The organism is Chitinophaga sp. 22620 (assembly GCF_052044405.1).
In the GTDB taxonomy this organism is placed as follows: Bacteria; Bacteroidota; Bacteroidia; order Chitinophagales; family Chitinophagaceae; genus Chitinophaga.
Genome location: NZ_JBQEMV010000003.1, coordinates 883,108 through 901,000 on the forward strand (window position 1 = coordinate 883,108; position 17,893 = coordinate 901,000).

General features: G+C 55.5%; 11 protein-coding genes. 5 read left to right on the forward strand and 6 right to left on the reverse strand.

Annotated features, from left to right (window positions below):
• Window positions 1-305 precede the first annotated feature (305 nt).
• The 4 genes from ACTJIK_RS19055 to ACTJIK_RS19070 form a co-directional block, all read right to left on the reverse strand.
• Window positions 306-4,355, reverse strand: a complete 4,050-nt coding sequence (locus tag ACTJIK_RS19055) for a hybrid sensor histidine kinase/response regulator transcription factor (protein ID WP_440649029.1) — start codon at window positions 4,353-4,355, stop codon at window positions 306-308.
• 243 nt (window positions 4,356-4,598) lie between these two features.
• Window positions 4,599-6,560, reverse strand: coding sequence for a M1 family metallopeptidase (locus ACTJIK_RS19060; protein ID WP_440649031.1), 1,962 nt, complete (start codon window positions 6,558-6,560; stop codon window positions 4,599-4,601).
• Between the two features lie 80 nt (window positions 6,561-6,640).
• Window positions 6,641-7,222 carry a hypothetical protein gene (locus tag ACTJIK_RS19065; RefSeq protein ID WP_440649033.1) on the reverse strand — a complete coding sequence of 194 codons (582 nt, stop codon included), beginning with the start codon at window positions 7,220-7,222 and terminating at the stop codon, window positions 6,641-6,643.
• Between the two features lie 25 nt (window positions 7,223-7,247).
• On the reverse strand, window positions 7,248-9,632 hold the full coding sequence (locus ACTJIK_RS19070) for an ABC transporter permease (RefSeq protein WP_440649035.1): 2,385 nt from the start codon (window positions 9,630-9,632) through the stop codon (window positions 7,248-7,250).
• 169 nt (window positions 9,633-9,801) lie between these two features.
• On the opposite strand from ACTJIK_RS19070, the gene ACTJIK_RS19075 reads away from it, so the two are divergent.
• Window positions 9,802-11,067, forward strand: coding sequence for an NAD(P)/FAD-dependent oxidoreductase (locus tag ACTJIK_RS19075; protein WP_440649037.1), 1,266 nt, complete (start codon window positions 9,802-9,804; stop codon window positions 11,065-11,067).
• 162 nt (window positions 11,068-11,229) lie between these two features.
• Entirely contained in the window at window positions 11,230-11,922 is a 693-nt protein-coding gene (locus ACTJIK_RS19080) for a DsbA family oxidoreductase (protein ID WP_440649039.1), read from the forward strand.
• An 83-nt stretch (window positions 11,923-12,005) separates the two neighbouring features.
• Here the strand turns inward: ACTJIK_RS19080 and ACTJIK_RS19085 are convergent, their stop codons facing one another.
• Both ACTJIK_RS19085 and ACTJIK_RS19090 read right to left on the reverse strand, forming a co-directional pair.
• Window positions 12,006-12,500, reverse strand: coding sequence for an outer membrane beta-barrel protein (locus ACTJIK_RS19085; protein WP_440649041.1), 495 nt, complete (start codon window positions 12,498-12,500; stop codon window positions 12,006-12,008).
• Window positions 12,501-12,588: 88 nt separating this feature from the next.
• Window positions 12,589-14,727, reverse strand: coding sequence for an outer membrane beta-barrel protein (locus ACTJIK_RS19090; protein ID WP_440649043.1), 2,139 nt, complete (start codon window positions 14,725-14,727; stop codon window positions 12,589-12,591).
• A 170-nt stretch (window positions 14,728-14,897) separates the two neighbouring features.
• On the opposite strand from ACTJIK_RS19090, the gene ACTJIK_RS19095 reads away from it, so the two are divergent.
• Genes ACTJIK_RS19095 through ACTJIK_RS19105 form a run of 3 tightly spaced genes read left to right on the forward strand, consistent with a single transcriptional unit; the run spans window position 14,898 to window position 17,888 of the window.
• A complete protein-coding gene (locus ACTJIK_RS19095) occupies window positions 14,898-15,998 on the forward strand; it encodes a sensor histidine kinase (protein WP_440649045.1) in 1,101 nt (366 codons plus the stop codon).
• A 7-nt stretch (window positions 15,999-16,005) separates the two neighbouring features.
• Window positions 16,006-16,692, forward strand: coding sequence for a LytR/AlgR family response regulator transcription factor (locus tag ACTJIK_RS19100; protein WP_440649047.1), 687 nt, complete (start codon window positions 16,006-16,008; stop codon window positions 16,690-16,692).
• A 35-nt stretch (window positions 16,693-16,727) separates the two neighbouring features.
• Entirely contained in the window at window positions 16,728-17,888 is a 1,161-nt protein-coding gene (locus tag ACTJIK_RS19105; RefSeq protein WP_440649049.1) for a DUF2341 domain-containing protein, read from the forward strand.
• Window positions 17,889-17,893: the final 5 nt, after the last annotated feature.

The window sequence follows — 17,893 nt, forward strand, 5'->3', positions numbered from 1 at the left end:
GTTGTTATTTCATAAGTGCAACTATTGTGGAATCATCCGGCTAAAAATAGACAGACGCTTCAAGACCGGGGGGAGTGCCTTGTTTAAAAAAGCGGTCGGGAATGTTGCACACCCCGGACGGGATGTTAATTTGAAGGGTACGATTTGTAGCCTGCGGCGCAATAAGCAATTGATCTTCACAGGTTTAACCTGGGAAGGTATGTTGACCAGGGAAAGCAGGCATTGTATGAACCAGGCTGGTGCAAGTCTGAGGCGTGAGCTGTGTGCCTGAGCCGGTTTGTACCGATGGAAGCTTCCAATACCGGCTACTTCCGCATAGCGGTAGCATAAGCGGAAGGCAGCATATGATACTCCATCTTGAAATAGCGCGCAAAGTACTTTGGGTTATTGAAGCCCACTTCGTACGCCACTTCGGTAATGTTCATTTCGGTTTTGGTGAGCAGCATGGCCGCCCTTTGCAGGCGCACCGTGCGGATGAACTCTATGGGAGGATGCCCCGTAAGGGCGAAGATGCGTTTGTACACGGATACCCTGTTCATGCAAAGCTCGCGGCTCAGCACTTCCACTGAAAAGCCGGGGTCGGAAAGATGTTTTTCCACGATCTCCAGCGCCCGCTGCATGAACTTCTCGTCCCCGGAAAGACCATTGGCCCCTTCCGGCTCCTTCTGCGGTATCACCAGCTGCACGGGCGCCTGCCGTGTGAGCAGGTTGCGCACGCGCGACAGCATGATCTCGAAGTTGAACGGTTTGATCAGGTAATCGGCCGCGCCGGTTTCCAGCCCTTTCAGCTGCTGTTCTTCGGCTGCCAGGGCGGTAAGCAGTATCACGGGAATATGGCGGGTGCGGGCGTCCCCGGCTATTTTGCGGCAAAGTTCCACCCCGTCCATCACCGGCATGGTAATGTCGCTCACCACCAGGTCGGGCAGCTGGGCCAGGGCCTGTTGCCAGCCGGCGGCGCCGTCCTGCGCTTCTATGATGTTGTAATGCTCTTTCAGGTTGTCTTTCAGGTAGAAACGGAAATCGTCGTTGTCTTCCACCAGCAGGATGGTCTGTTTCTTTTTGTTCCGCTTTTTGCCGTTGGAGAGGAAAACTTTCTGCGGCTGGGCAGGTTTGGTTTCTTCCACCTGGCCGGCCGGTGTGAAGGGCAGCCTTACGGTGAAGCAGGTGCCTTTATCCGGCTCGCTTTCCACGGTGATGGTGCCGTTGTTCAGCTTCACGAATTCCCGGGTGATGGCAAGACCGATACCGCTGCCCTGGTTCACATATTGCCCCGGCTGGTCGCTCTGAAAGAACCGCTCGAATATTTTTTCCAGCTGTTCGGCAGGCATGCCAATGCCGGAGTCTTTCACTTTCAGTTCCAGCGTAGCCAGCTCCGGCTCCAGCATCACGTCCGCCGTTACGGCCACTTTGCCGCCCTGCGGGGTGAATTTGAATGCGTTAGACAGGAGGTTGAACAGGATGCGCTCTATCTTGTCGTGGTCGAAAAGCACCTGCAGCTGGCTGGTGTTGGCGGTGTAGGTAAATTCCACGCCTTTCCTTTCGGCAAGGTCGGAGAACGATTGCGCCACTTCTTCCAGGAAGCCCATCAGTTCGCCTTTCACGGGCACGGGTTTCAGTTCCTGCATTTCCATCTTGCGGAAGTCCATCAGCTGGTTCACCAGGTTCAGCAGGCGCCTGGCATTGCGGCGTATCAGCTGGAACTGCTGCTTTTCTTCAGGGTTGCCGCTTTTGCGGATCATGTCTTCTATCGGCGAAAGTATCAGCGATACGGGTGTTCTGAACTCATGGCTCACATTGGTCAGCAGCTTGATCTTCATCATATCCAGGTCGTGCAGGCGCTGGGCCTCCTTGCGTTCCTGCTGCAGTGCAAACCGGCGGTGGGCGCGGCGTATCACCATTTTCCTTGAAAAATACAGCAGCGCAATAACCATCATGATGTACAGGGCATAAGCCCAGGGCGTTTTCCAGAACGGCGGCAGGATGCGGATCTTCAGGGAAATGCCTTCGCTGTTCCATTGCCCGTCCTCTTCCGCGGCCTTCAGGTGCAGGGTATATTCGCCGGGATTGATGTTGGTGTAAGTAATGCGCCGGCTCCGCCCGTCCGTCACCATCCATTCTTTATTGAACCCTTCCAGGAAATAGGTGTAGCGGTTCTTACCGGAATGCACAAAATTGAGCGAGGCAAAGTCGATGGAAAAATCGTTTTCGTTATACCGCAGCTCCAGCTCTTTGGTTTCGGGCAACGCGGCGGGCAGCACGATGTGGTTGCGGAACTTTTCATTCACGCCCACGGTTTTGTTGAACAGCTGCAGGCTGGTGAATACCAGGGAGGGCTGGGTATGATGCTGCCTGATCTCTTCAGGCCTGAAGAGGTTGAAGCCGTCCGCTCCGCCGAAGATCATTTCACCGCTTCGCAGGTTCAGCGCGGCGTTTACGTTGAACACTTTGCCCTGCAATCCATCGTCATCATCATAATTGCGGCATTTGATGCGCACGCCACCCTCTCCTTCTTCCAGCGAAATTTTGCTGAGGCCGCGTGAAGTGCTCACCCAGATGTAACCCTGGCGGTCTTCCAGTATGCTGATGATATTATCGTCAGGCAGGCCGTGCTCGGTACGGAAGGTGCGGAAAGTGCGGGTGGCGGGGTCGAAAAGACTGAGGCCTTCGCGCGTGCCCGCCCACATATGCCCGCGGCTGTCGCAAAGCAATGAGCTTACGTTGTCGTTGCTGAGCTGGTGCGTGCTGTGCATCAGGTGAACAAAAATGCCTTTCGATTTATCCAGCACGTCGATGCCGTAAGCGGTGGAGATCCAGAGGTCGCCACCGGGCGTTTCCGCGAAAGCCGTGATGTAGTTGGAATGTACGGAGTTAGGCTGCTCCGCGTTGTTGTGATAAAAAATGCCGTTACCCGGATCGAACCGGTCCAGGCCGCCGCCCAGCGTGCCTATCCAGAACGTGTTGCGGCGGTCGCGGTAGATCTTCCAGACGGTCTTGTTGGCCAGGCTGTTGGGATCCTGCGGGTTGTGGCGGTAATGGGCGAACCGCTGGTGGTTGTAATAGTCCATGCCGCCGAAATAATACCCGATCCAGAGGTTATCGTGCCAGTCAACGTACAGGCTCACGATCACATCATTGCTGATACTGTTATCGTCGGCAGGATTGTGCTTGAACTGTTTGAAGGTATGCGCCTTCCGGTCGAAGTAAATAAGCCCGCCGCCGTTGGTGCCGATCCAGATATTACCTTTGGCGTCTTCCGCGAAACAGTTCACATCGTTGTAGGGCAGGCTGCCCGCAATGCCGTGTTTATGCTCGTAGAGGCGGAATTTCATTTTGTTTTCCGCGTAATAGCTCACCCCGCGCTTGTAGGTGCCGCACCAGATGATGCCCTGGTCGTCCTTATACAAGGCATAGATGGCGTTTTCCGCAATGCTTTTGGTGTCTTCAATGCGGCTGGTGATGGTGGTGGCGGTGAAATCTTTTTTGTTCACCACGTTCACGCCGCCATGATCCGTTCCGATCCAGATGCGGCCGTGCTCGTCCTGGATGATGCTGTTCACGATGTCGTTATTCAACACCATGTTCCGCCTGGAAAGCAACCGCGTAGTACCATTGCGGGGATTGTAATACATTGCCCCGAAATCGCTGTTCGGCATGTACAGCCACAGGTCATGCTCCGCGTCTATGAACAGCTGGAGGGACAACGGCGGTTTGGTAACGTACTGGCAGAATATATCGGTTTCCATCAGCGTACGGCCGGTGCGCACGTCCAGCCTTTCAAGGCCGCCGTCCTTATACAGGAGCATCATGTGCTGCGCGTTTTCCCGCCTGATGTCTGCAATCTGCGCGCGGCGCGGGTTCCGCAGCGGCACGCGGGCCACTTTGTTCCCGGCCAGGATGCGGTACAGTCCTGAATCTGCATAGGCCACCCAGCAGGTGTCGCCGGCCGGTAAAATGCTGGTCACCCCTGCCTGCGGCAGGCCCAGGCTTTTGAGCCAGGCCGGTGCGGGAGTGAATTGCTCCAGCACGGGATCGTAAAGATTATCTCCGTTGCGGGTCTTTACATACATACGTTTGCCCGGCGCGGCAAACAGCCCCATGATATAATCGTCGCTGAGAGAAAGGGAATCGGCAATGCTGTGGCGGAAATGCCGGAAGTTGCTGCCGTCGTAACGGTTCAGCCCGCCCATCGTGCCAAACCACAGGAAACCTTTGGCATCTTTGTAAATGCAGTTCACCTGGTTATTGGAAAGCCCATGATGGATATTTAAGGTGCTGAATTCGTGCAAAGGCTGCTGCGCATGGCTGCGGTTCAGCAGCATACAAAAAAGCAGTAACAGGTGATATTTCTGTACCATGGAACGCGTGGAACTGTACTTGTAATTTAACGATTTAGATCGGATTTCCCTGCATTCGACCGGTTAAGATCAAAAGAAACTCCGCTGGCATCAGCCTGAAAATTAAGTAAAAAACCGGCAGATCAAAATTAAATGTCAAAGAAACACTTTTTAATGCCGGGGGAGGCACAGGCAGGGCTATTCGGGGAAACAAAAAAGAGCGCCTGTGCAGCGCTCTTTTTTGTTATAATGTGAGGATTAATTTTATTGCATGCTCCAGCTGTTGTTCGCGCTGTTCACATCGGGCAGCCGTTTGTCAGGATCGATTGTCACGCTTTCGATCTTACCGGAAACGGTCTGTCTGAAACGGAACACCGGCCCGCTTTGCCAGATCTCCACCGGGAACTTCAGGCGCTTCACGCTGCCGCCCGCCAGCTTCAGGTCCACGGTCACCGGCATGGGCGCCTGCTCCAGGCATTCCAGGGTTACCACGGCGGTGGTATCGTTCATATAGGTAACGGGAGCAACAGCCATGTCCACCTTCCAGTTGTTCAGTATCCACGAACGCCAGAACCAGTCCAGACTTTCGCCGCTGCTGTTTTCGATGGCGCGGAAGAAATCCCATTGCGTCGGGTGTTTGAACGCCCAGTTGTCTATATAAAAACGGAAAGCTTTATCGAAACGTTCTTCGCCAAGCACTTCTTCTCTCAACAGGTCCAGCCCCACAGCGGGTTTGTAATAGGCCAATATGCCAAGGCTGCCCTGGCGTACCACGTCCGGGCGGTGCAGGATGCCGGAAGTGTCCATATACATGGCGCGGCTCAGGTTATGACGGTCGCGGCCCTTGTTGGCGTATTCGCCATTGTTGAATGCCTTATCGGCAATGCCGTTGATGAACGTGTTGAAACCTTCGTCCATCCAGGCAAAACGCCTTTCGTTGCTGCCCACGATCATGGGGAACCAGTTGTGCCCGAATTCGTGGTTGGTTACGCCCCAGAGGCCAGCGCGCTGTGAGCGGGAAGAGCAGAACACGATGCCGGGATATTCCATCCCGCCAACGATGCCGGCCACGTTTACCGCAACGGGGTAAGTGTAGGGATACCATTTTTCGGAATAATGCTCGATACAGCCTTTCACATATTCGGTGGAGCGGCTCCAGGCAGTATCTCCGGCGCTTTCGTCAGGGTAAACGCTCATGGCCAGCGCTTTTTTACCGCCGGGCAGGTTCATGCGCGCAGCGTCCCAGATGAAGGCGGGCGATGAAGCCCAGGCAACGTCTCTCGTATTATTGCATTTGAATTTCCAGGTAAGGCGCTGTTTGGCAGGGCGTGAAGCGGGATCGGTCACTTCATTCCTGTCCCGCAGCATCACGGTCTTATCGCTTTGCTGCGCCTGCTGGTAACGCTTCAATTGAACGGGGGTAAGCACTTCAGCCGGGTTCAGCAGCTGGCCGGAACCTACCACGATATGGTTTGCGGGCGCGTTGATGCTGTACTCGATGTTGCCGTATTCCAGGTAAAACTCGCCTTGGCCGAGGTACGGCAGGGTGTTCCAGCCCAGCACGTTGTCGAACACGCACATGCGGGGGTACCACTGCGCTATTTCATATATTTTACCATTCTTCGTTTTGAGGATGCCCATACGGTCCGTCCCGTATTCAGGGACGGGGAAAGAGAACTGCACTTTCACCTGTATGGCGCCGCCGTTGGCTTTCAGCGCCTGCGGCAGGTCCACGCGCATACGCGTGTCGGTGATCTGTGGTGTTACTTTCTGCTCTTTGCCTGCGCTGATAACGGATACGTTGCCGATCGTATAACCGCCGTCGAAGTTACGGTTGCCCCAGCGGCCGATGCCGCCGGTGGAAACGGACCCGCGCGATTCTTTGTCGTAAATGTTCTGGTCCAGCTGCAGCCATAGGAAAGGCAGGGTTTCCGGGCTGTTGTTCTTGTAAGTGATGAGCACGGTGCCGGAAATGGTTTCTTTTTGATCGTCGAATGTTACATCGATCTTGTAATCTGCGGCATTCTGCCAGTATTTATCACCGGGGCGGCCGCTGGCGGTACGCACGTCGTTGCCGTCTGATAAATAGAATACCGGTTGAAATGCTTCATACTGGCTGAATTTGGATGTGCTGGCAGCGCTTTGCTGTGCGGATACCATCGCGGGCAGGCTCATCATTCCGAGAAAAACGGCCAGCCGGGCGGTCTTTTGCTGAATTGCAGGCATAAATTTTTGTTGTGTTAAACGGGTGGTAATCTAGGGATATTATTTTGTTAAAAAAAGCAAATGCGTGATGAACGGAAGGCCTACCGCTGCTTCAGCGCAGCCAGCACTTCTTCCCCCCTCGGACTCAGCCGGTAGCCCAGTTTCAGGCTTTCGGTAAGGCCAACGTTCTTCAGCTTCCTGACATTGAGCTTCAGCCATTCCTTGTCCATTTTAAGGGCCACAGCCAGGTCGGCCGCGCGTTCTTCAGGATGGCGCTCTATGGCGCTCAGCACTTTTTTCGTCCAGGGGCCGATGGCGCTGTGTTTATCGAGGGAAGCGAGTTTTTTAAGGATGCCCGCCATTTCATCATCCGGTATCTCGTTGTTTTCCCGGAGGGCGATGCGCGGGTCTTCGCCGAGGTAATGGAAGCGGATGCGGTACAGCTGGCCGGGACGTTTAGCCAGCTCCGTCAGCAGCGCCGCTTTGGTAGGAAAGCCGGATTCGCGCGCGGAGGCTTCCGTGATGTCGGACTCCGGCACTTCCGTTACTTCATCTATCATCAGCTGCCCGTAGGCCGTCAGCTGCGTGCTGCCCGCTTTCAGGTTCGGCTTGCGCCAGTTGCGGTATGCCAGCTTGATCTTTCCTTCCCTGATGCCTTTCAGGTGGTGATTGCGGAACATCATTCCTTAAATATAAGAAAAATGGCTTTTACTCCATCTTCAATGTATCGGCGGGATTGGCCGTAGCGGCCCGCAGGGCATGGTAACCGACTGTCAGGCAGGCGATGAGCAGGGCTGCGGCGCCCGCCACGGCAAACATCCACCAGCTCAGGCTGATGCGGTATGCGAAATCGCTCAGCCAGTATTGCATGGCCCACCAGGCGAGCGGTATGGCAATGGCCGCGGAAATGAGCACCAGCCGCAGGAAATCGCCGGTGAGCAGCACGGCGATGTGCGCCACGGAAGCGCCCAGCACTTTGCGCACGCCAATCTCCTTGGTGCGTTGCTCGGCAGTGAACGCGGCAAGACCAAACAGGCCCATGCAGGCGATGAAGATGGCCAGGCCGGTGAATATCAGGAACAGCCTGCGCTGGGCGTTCTCAGTGCTGTATTGTGCTGAAAAATTTTCATCCAGGAAATGATATTCCAGCGGGTAGTTCTTTTCGAACGAAGCGTATACTTTTTCAACATGCCGCAACGCTCCGGGAATATGATCTTTATGAAGGCGCAGGTATAGATTGTCTTCCATGGCCGCAAACGGCGCCATCATCATGGCCGCCGGCGCTATCTCGTGCTGGAGGGAATAGATATGGAAGTCTTTCACCACGCCGATGATGCGCCGCTGGCGGATGGTATCGGCTTCGTACTGCAATACCTGCCCGATGGGGTCGTCAAAACCAAGGGCTTTAGCCATGGTTTCGTTGATGAGCATGGCGGTGTAGCGTTCTCCCGGCTTGTCCATGCTGAAGTTGCGCCCTTTCACCAAAGGAATGCCCATGGTCTCCAGGAAATGTTCATCCACTTTAAATTCTTTCGTGCTCACCGAAGACTGCAATTCGCCGTTCTTTATCGCTTTAAACCCGTAACCACCGAGGTTGTTGCCGCCGATGGGATTGCTCACGGCAGATACGTTCAGTATCCAGGGGCTTGTCATCAGCTGTGTGCGGATGGCGGGAATACGTTCGCGCAGAGCCTCGTCGTGCAGGTGGAAAGTGATCACCTGGTCTTTGGCAAACCCCAGGTCTTTCCCGCTCACAAACTGCATCTGCCGCCAGGTTACGATAGAAGCCGCGATGAGCACCACGGCTGTGGCAAACTGGAAAATGACCAGCCCCCTGCGGAAGCCCGCGTTGCCGAAACGGAAGCTCAGCCTTCCTTTCAACGCGGTGATCGTTTCAAAACCAGCCATGAACAATGCCGGGTAAGCGCCCGCGGCCAGCCCGGTGAGCAATGCAAATAAAAAAAGTATGAATAACGTATAACCGGTACCGTAGTTCCATATGCCGAGCTGCAAACCTGAGATGCTGTTGAACACCGGCAATGCGGCAGACACCAGCACGGTGGCGATAATCGCGGCCGCAAATGTGACCAGTACGGATTCCGTGAGAAAAAGCCGTGCTATCTGCCCCCGGCCGGAGCCCAGTGATTTGCGTACGCCCACTTCCCGCACCCGCACGGAAGCCCGTGCAGTGGAGATATTCATGTAGTTGATGCAGGCGATGAACAGGATGAGCGCCGCGATCAGGGAAAAAATATACACGACGCGGATATTCCCGTTCGGGCTGATCTCGTAATCCAGGTGCGAATGGAGGTGGATACTTTCCAGTGGCTGCAATTCAAAACGGAAATCCACGCCTTCACCCATATACGCCTGGAGGTGTTTCGGGTAAAAGCCCGGCAGCTTCGCCTCCAGCTTCTTCACATCTGCGCCGGGGCGGAGCATCAGGTAAGTATACAGATCGAATGATTCCCAGCCGCCGCCAAAACCGGGCGGCATGGACCGCAGGGCTTCAAAATACAAATGCGACTGCCGTGGCACATCCTTCATCACGCCGGTCACTGTTTCGGTGGTATGCCTGTCCCAGGTCACCTGTTTGCCCATGGCCGAAAGCGGCTCGCGGAACAGCTTCCGCGCAAGGCTTTCCGTGAGCACCACGGAGCCCGGCGCCTGCAGGGCCGTGGCTGCATCGCCCGCCAGCAGCGGGAAGGTGAATATGTCCAGGAAAGCGCTGTCCGCAAATACCACCGATCTCACTTCCAGTTTCTGCCGCCCGTTATCCAGCAGGCCGCCGCCTTCTGCTCCCACGCGGGTAAACGTGGCGATCTCCGGATGATCCTGCTGCAATACAGCCCCGAACTGGTACGAAGAGGTGGCCAGGTGCAGGTTGCCGCCGGGCCAGGCTGCATGGCAGGCCAGGCGGTATATCCTGTCTGCATACGTATGAGACCGCTCATAGCCCAGCTCATGCCCTACGTACAGGAGCAATATCCAGCAGGCGGCGAGGCCGATGGAAAGGCCGGCGAGGTTGATACCCGTATAGGTACGGTATTTCCAGGCATTGCGGAGCGCTATTTTGAAGTGGTTGCGGAACATGCGGTATGGATTTTGCGTTGATACCGGTAATACCATAAAATCGTACCACCGTTACATATATTGGGTATCAATGTCTTAGAAAAACAGGATCGTCCGTTTCAGTACAGCACCGTCCGGTTCCGGACAACCCAAATTTACCGGTAATTCCCAGGTTTTAAAATCACCGCTTGTGCACCTCAGTTCCGGTTTACCGCTTTCACTTATCCAGAACGGCCTGCCGCAGGTTTATCCTAAGCTCCGGGAAAATATTCGTACGCCCGTTACCGTAATAGGCGCGGGCATTTCCGGCGCGCTTACCGCGTATGCGCTGGTGAACGCGGGACTGGAATGCGTGGTGGTGGATGCGCGGAGCGTGGGGCTGGGCAGCACCTGCGCCAGCACTTCGCTGCTGCAATACGAGATAGACGTGCCGCTCACGGAGCTGTCTGAGAAGATCGGGAAGGCGCAGGCACAGCGGGCTTACGGGCTTTGCGCAACCGCTATCGGCGCGCTGGAAGAGATATGCGGCAAGCTGGATGGGCCTGCCCCGGGTAAAGAAAATAAGGAACGCAGGAACACGCTTCCGCAAAAAGGGAACAGTCTTTTCCAGCATAAGGAAAGCCTGCTGCTGGCCTCCTACAAAAAAGATGTGCCGCAGCTGGAAGCCGAATACAAAGCCAGGCAGGCGATGGGCCTCGAAGTGGAATGGTGGGACGCGGCGATGGTGAAGAAGCACATGGGGTTTGAGAATCACGCCGCCATCTGGTCTGCTACCGCCGGGCAAACAGACACTTACCTGCTCACTCATGCCCTGCACCGGCACAACACCGGCAAAGGCGCGCGGGTATACGACCGCACGCCGGTAAAGGATATACGTTTCTCCAAAAGCGGCGCGGAACTGGTCACCGCCGGCGGCCCCGTGATCCGGACCAGGAACATCGTGATTGCCACAGGGTACGAGACCCTGCAATACCTTCCCGCGCATATCGTCAGGCTTTATTCTACGTACGCGGTAGCAGGCGAGCACGCGGAAAGCGGGCCTTCCTGGTACCGCGACTGCCTTATCTGGGAAACAAAAAGGCCCTACCTGTACATGCGCACCACGGCAGACAACCGGGTGATCGCCGGCGGCCGCGACGAAGCATATTACAATCCCCACCGCCGCGACAAGCTCATCAAACAAAAGACCCGACAGCTGCGGCGCGATGTGCATACCCGGTTCCCTCACCTGGACTTTCAGCCGGAATTCGCCTGGGCCGGCACTTTCGGCAGCACGCAGGACGGTCTCCCTTACATCGGCGGATACCGGAAAATGCCGCACACATTTTTCGCGCTCGGCTTCGGCGGCAACGGCATCACCTTCAGCCAGATGGCCGCGGAGATCGTTTGCAGCCTCATACAGGGCAAAAAACATCCTGATGCCGGTATCTTCTCCTTCGACCGGTTTAAGGGCTAAAAAATGGTCCGCAGGCAACCGTCACCTCCTCTTCAGGCGGCTTTTACATCCGGAACAGACCCGCGGTTACCCATAGGTAACCACCCTTGCCTCCCCGCATGACACGGCCCTGACATCCTTCCCCGCTTTAATCCGTATTTTTGTTCCTTAAATTTTGAGCGTATGAAGATCGATATCTGGTCGGACGTGGCCTGCCCTTTCTGTTACATCGGCAAACGCCACCTGGAAGCGGCACTGGAGCAGTTCCCCCACAGCAAGGACGTACAGGTTACCTGGCACAGCTTCGAGCTGGACCCCGCCGCCAAAAAAGATTACGAAGAAGACCAGTACCAGCTGCTGGCCAATAAATACGGTATGAGCCGCGAACAGGCCATTGCGAATTCAGAGCGTGTAGCCGACTCCGGTAGGGCCGCGGGCCTGGCTTTCGATTTCGATAATGTAAAGCCCACCAATACCTTCGATGCGCACCGGCTCATACAGCTGGCCCATCAGAAAGGCAAACAGGATGAAATGGAAGAACGCCTGTTCAAAGCTTACTTCACCGAAGGCAAACACATCGGCGACGCAGCCACGCTCCAGGCCATAGCCGCGGAAGCCGGGCTGGACGCCTCTCCCCTGCTAAGCTCCGCCGCGTTTACCGACGAAGTGCGCAAAGACGAAGCGCAGGCCCGGAGCCTGAACATCCGCGGCGTTCCCTTTTTTGTGTTCGACATGAAATATGCCGTATCGGGCGCGCAGCCGGTGGACGTATTTTCGCAGACGCTGCAAAAGGTCTGGGAAGAAAACCACCCGCAGGATATTACCCCTTCCAGCAGCGAAGGCGGCGTGTGCGAAGATGGTTCCTGCGCCGTGTAAGGCCCGTCCGTAAAAGAGAAAACCTTCTGTGGCAAACGTTCGCCGTCCGCCGCAGAAGGTTTTTTATTTAAACCGGAAATATGCTAGAAGTTATACCCTGCCTTCAGCCCGAAGAATCCCCTCGTGCCGTCGCGGAACCAGGCTTCGTATTTGGCCGCCACATCAAGCCCCAGTACCCTGATACCTACGCCTGGCGCCACGAGGAACGCCGCGCCGGTGGGATCGCTGTCCACAAAATTCGCGGAACCGGCTTCCAGCTTAACATACAGGATAGACACCAGCTTGTATTTCAGACCCACCCTTACCGGGATGGCGGCAAGCTTGTTGAACTCCACATTGTTCACTGTGTTCCCGCTGAAATGCATGTAACCAACAGACCCCGTTACACCAAAACCAGCTACCAGCTTAATGTCAGCGTTCAGGCCCACGCCCCAGCCGGTGTTATGTGTTTCCTGGAAATCGCCGACGGGGAAACCGGCTTCTATGTAAGGGCCTATGCTAAAGCGTTTCAGCTGTGCATGCGTGGCAAGGCTGCATACCAGTAACAGGGCGATGAGCAGAGATAATTTGTTTTTCATTTTCAGGATATTTGGGTTATGACTCGTATTGTACGAAATTATTATTTATTCGGCACATAAACCAAAATAAACCAAACGATTACACGCCTTACTGGCCGATCCGCCCCTTTTCATTTTCGATACCGCTTTTCCTTGTCTTGTTAGCTTTCACACTGCTGTTGCCGAAACGCCAGGTGAACGTGAAAGTAACGGCCCGTGCGTCGTTGTAAGTGTTGCTGCCGGTCTGCACGCCATGGTAGTTCGCTATCGAACCCATCTTGCGGCTGCGGAAAATGTCCGTCACATTCAGTTTCAGGTCGCCGCGCTTTTGCAGGATGCTGCGCTGGACGGCCATGTTCACGCCCCATACCGGCTCCATGACGTCCAGCCCGGAGGATACGCGGGAAGAATAATTGAACGCCAGCTGCAGGTTGCACCAGTCAGGGATGCTGAAAGAATGGACATTGCTGAAGAAGTAGCCGGGGCTGGGTTTCAGCAGCGCGGCCGTGTCGTAATGATAACGCACATACCCGCCCTGCAGCGCCGCGTTCATGCTCCACCATTTGTTGAGGGCCTTGCTGAAGGTAAGGCCCGCAAACAGCCATTCGGAGTAGCTCAGGTTGCGGTAGGTGTTGTATAATACCTGGCTGCCGGGTTCCTGCTCGTTCACCTCCGTTACCACGCCGTTGTAGCGCATGTAGGAAAGCGTGGTGAACAGTATGCCTTTCCAGCCGTGCATCAGCTCAAGGGAATGCGCGATCTCCGGGTTCAGCTCCGGATTGCCGCGGGTATAATTGTATTTGCTGCGGAAGGTCAGGAACGGATTCACCGCTGAAACGCCCGGCCGGTTAATGCTTTTGCGGTAAGAGAATGAAAATTCATTGTGATCGTCCGGCGAAAATTGCAGCGCGGCGTTCGGGAAAAACCGCAGGTAATGTTTGGTGAAGGATCCGCCGGTGGTAAGGGAATGGCCGCGGGTGCGGGTATCTTCCAGGCGCGCGCCCGCTTCCAGGTTCCATTTCCCCCAGCCGCGGGAATAGTCGAGATATGCGGCGCTGATCCATTCGCGGTAGATGAACAGGTTGGTTTTGCCTGCGTCATTCATCCAGCCTTTGGCCGTTTGTTCCTCCAAGCGTGTATCCGTTTCCGTTTGAATATGAATGGCCTTTATGCCCGCTTCGAATTTGCCTGCCTTTGACGGATGGGTATAGTCCGCGGACAGCGATTGGATAGACACTTCCTGCGGCGAATGGTCACGGAGTATGTAAGGCTGCGCATGCGTGGAATAAGTGGAGAACAGGTTTTCCGGATCGCGGCGGTAAGCATAGGCGTCGCCATTGATGGCGAGGCTGCGGCCCGTGCTGTCCAGCGTTATTTTGTAATATGCATTCACCGCGGGTATCCAGGTGCTGTTGCGGCCGCCGGTGTTGGCGGTGAGAACGGAGTCGGCGGAAGGAGAATGGCTGTAGAAGCGGGATTCGTCTGCCCGGCTCAGCTGGCTGCCGGTGTAGCCCAGCGTAAAAGTGAGGCCAGCGGCGCTTTTTTTATTGAACTCATAATCCAGCCCGCCGCGGAGATTGATGTTACGGCTTTCAGTTACGCTGTTTTCATTACCGTTCACGCTGAAGCCGTTCACCCCGCGGGTATGCTCCCGCGTGGCACTGCGTTTGCCGTAGGCGCCGTCTATACCGCCATACACGTTGAGCCCGCGGGCGCGGTGGTTCAGGAATACGGACGCATTGGCGCGGGCATATTCACCCGCGCCGGCGGCGGCTGTGGCGGTACCATTGGTGCCAAGGCCCTTCTCTCTCTTCATCCGGATATGCACCATGGCGCCGCCTGCCGCATCGTATCTGGCGGAAGGATTGCTGATCAGCTCTATTTTGTCCACCAGCTGGCCTTGCGTGCCGGTGAGCAGGTTTTTGAGCGCTTCTTTATGGAGGTACGAGGGCCGGCCGTCTATGTAAACAGTGACCGGCTTGCCGTTATAGGAAATATTGCCGTCTGCATCCACTTTCACGCCGGGAGCCAGCTCCAGCACTTCCAGGATGTTGCCGCCCGCGGCCAGCGGGCTGCTGGCGAGGTTCAGCACCAGCTTGCCGGGCTTCATTTCCACGAACTGTTTACTGGATGCGATGGTTACGCCTTTCAGCGCAATCGTGTCTTTATGCAGCCGCATGGAATCCTGGGCTTGGGTGTTCAGGGTGGCGGCCAGGACGAGAACAGGGATTAAAAAATTCTTTTTCATATTTTCGGTTTTGTGATACAAAGAAAGCGCAGGGCATTCCGGGCAGAGAGGCGCTTTCGATGAAGGCTTGCGGCTTTCCGGCAAAACAGGAACAAGGCCGTTTCGTCGATAAAAAAGCCGTTTTGCCGATCCGGAAGCCGCCGTGAGGGGCAGGGATATTAATTTTCAGTATGCAGCAGGAACTTCCATTACCATTCAAACAGCACACACCGTCCCGTTTCCCTCTTTATTATGAAGGGTTTATCTGGCTCATGTATGTCGTGATCTGGAAATACGATTATTACCTGGGCATGCTCCCCCGCATGACCGTTCCCGGCGGGCAGTTCTTCCCTTTCAACGGCCTCCTGCTGTATGCCATCGCCACCAGCCTCTACATGGTCCTCTATTACCGCCTGCTGGCGCCCGCACTTTTCACCCGCAGGCGTTACGGGCTGTTCGTGCTCGCGGCCATCCTGTTCTTTGCATACGCTTCCAAGCTGAACTACTGGGCCTTCGGGAAGATATTCCTGGCGCTGAACCAGCAGCCACTGCTGCAGGATTTCTATATCCGGCAGGATCATTTTGCATCTATCCGCATACAGCATTTCCTGACCGGCTGGGACCTCCGGCTGCTGGCCATCGAATTCGCCATGTTCACCTCCATCTTTTTTGTACGTTATGCCTTCCGGAACGAGGCGCGCAGGCGCCAGCTGGAAACGGACAACCTGCAGCTGGATTCGCTGAAAGCGCAGCTGCAACCGCATTTTTTGTTCAACACGCTGAACAGCCTGTATGCCATGAGCCTGCAGCAGAGTAAGGAAACGCCCGCATTTATCCTCCGCCTCAGCGATATGCTGCGCTTCATCCTGTACGATTGCCAGGAGAGCAAAGTGCCGGTGGAAAAGGATGTAGCGTTCATCCAGCATTATATCGAAATGGAAAAAAAACGGTACCCGGATGCGGTGATCGATTTTACGGTGGAAGTGGAAGGCAACGTGAAAGTGGTGCCGCTGCTGTGCATTAATTTCCTGGAGAACAGCTTCAAATATGGCGCGCACCGCATTACGAACAACGGCTTCGTGCGCGGGAAGCTGGTACAGCGGGGCGGCTCGCTGCTTTTCCGCCTGGAGAACGATATATTCCCCCTGCAGGAAAACAACACCAATAAAGGAGGCATCGGGATTGAAAACGTGAAGCGCAGGCTGGCCCTGTATTATCCCGGCAAACACCATTTGACGATACAGGAGCGGGATAATATCTTTATCGTGGAACTCAGTATTCAATTGAATTAACCAGGCTATGATCAGATGCATGATAGTGGACGATGAGGTGATGGCCCACCAGATACTCGAAGCGTTCATCCTGCAAACGGAAGGGCTTACGCTGGTGGCCAAATGCCGCAATGCCATGGAAGCCTTCGCCAGGCTGGAGCAGCAGGATGTGGACCTGATGTTCCTGGACATCGAGATGCCGCTCATCAGCGGCACCAGATTTCTCCGTTCGCTCAGCAAGCCGCCGCAGGTGATATTTACGACCGCTTATGCGGAACATGCCGTGGAAGGTTTTGAGCTGCAGGCGCTGGATTATTTGCTGAAGCCCTTTTCCTACGAGCGTTTCGCCAAAGCCGTGGCCCGCATGCCCTCCCCTGCTGCATCTTCCGACCGGCCGGAAGATGCCGGCTCCCTCGTAGTGCGTGAAAAAGATGCGCTGGTGAAGATCCCGTATGCGGACATCCTCTACATCGAAGCTGCCCGCGATTACATGAAAGTGCATACGCCGGGCAGGCATTACATGGTGCTGCAAACAATGAAAAAGCTGGAAGAAGCGCTTCCACCCGCGCTTTTTGTGCGCACGCATAAATCATTTATCGCGGGGCTGCGGCATGTGAAGCAGATCAAGGCGGAAAGCCTGGTGCTGTCGCAGGATATCAGCATCCCGCTCAGTAGTTTGTATAAAGAACAGGTGCTGAAGCGTTACCGGGAATGATTGGAATTTTTGTATCTTCCCGTATGCCCGCTGTTATGAAAAACTTACTGTTACCCTTCTTCTTTTGCTGCCTGACACAGCTTGCCTCGGCCCAGCGATCCGCGCAATGGCCATGGTTTTTAGAGATCAGGATGAACACTGCCCTCTCCGGCGCCAATGTAAGCGGCGATGTATCCGGCTACCCGCTGGCCGTGCCGCTGAACGCCTCCTGCTTCGACTTTTCCAAAGCCCGCGCCAACGGCGCCGATATCCGTTTTTCCGCCACGCCCGCCGGTCCCTTTCTCCCGCACAGTATCGAGTGGTGGGACCCGGTGAACAAAAAAGCGCTCGTATGGGTGAAAGTTCCCCTCATCAAAGGGAATACAGACCAGCAGGCGATCTACATGCATTGGGGAAATGAACAGGCGGAGGCGGAAGACCATGCGGCCGAGATCTTCTCCCTGGAAGAAGGCTTCACCGGCGTATGGCATCTCAACGAGCCGGGCAATACTTTGCCCGAAGGCTACAAAGACGCCACCGCCAACGCCGCGCATGCCACCGGCGTGAATATGCGCCCCGTTTGCACCGTAGACGGCCCCCTGGGCAAAGCCCAGCAATTCCATTACAACGACGGCCAATGGATAAAAGTGGACAGCGAAAAACGCCGGCTGTTCGACATCACGCATCGGCTCACCTTTTCCATCTGGGCCCTCGCGCATACCTATCCTAACAAAGGCGACGAAAACAAACGCGTGCTGCCCGGCTACGAGACCATGTTCGCCAAAGGCGACAACAGCTGGCGGTTACAAAAGTTCGGCGTCCGCAACTGGCACCAGCCCGAAGCAGAGCTGATAGAGATCTGCGTGGAAAGGCTCAGCCCCCGCGGCGACCTTTGCGTGGTGGGCAGCACCGATATGAAAACGGAACAATGGTACCATATCGCCGGCGTGCATGATCATCCTTATGTAAAACTCTACGTGAACGGCGTGCTCAATAAAACCGAAAAATTCGATACGGAATGGAAAACAGACGACCACCCCGTTGGGATCGGCAACCAGAGTCAATTCCCGGAAAAAGGCGGCCGCAACTGGGATGGTGTGCTGGATGAAGCGAGAGTGATAAGCCAGGTAAAGAACGAGCACTGGATAAAGCTGGATTATGAAAGCCAGCGCCCGGGCAGCCGCTTCCTGCAGACCGGGAAAGCACAGCGGAAATAAAAAGG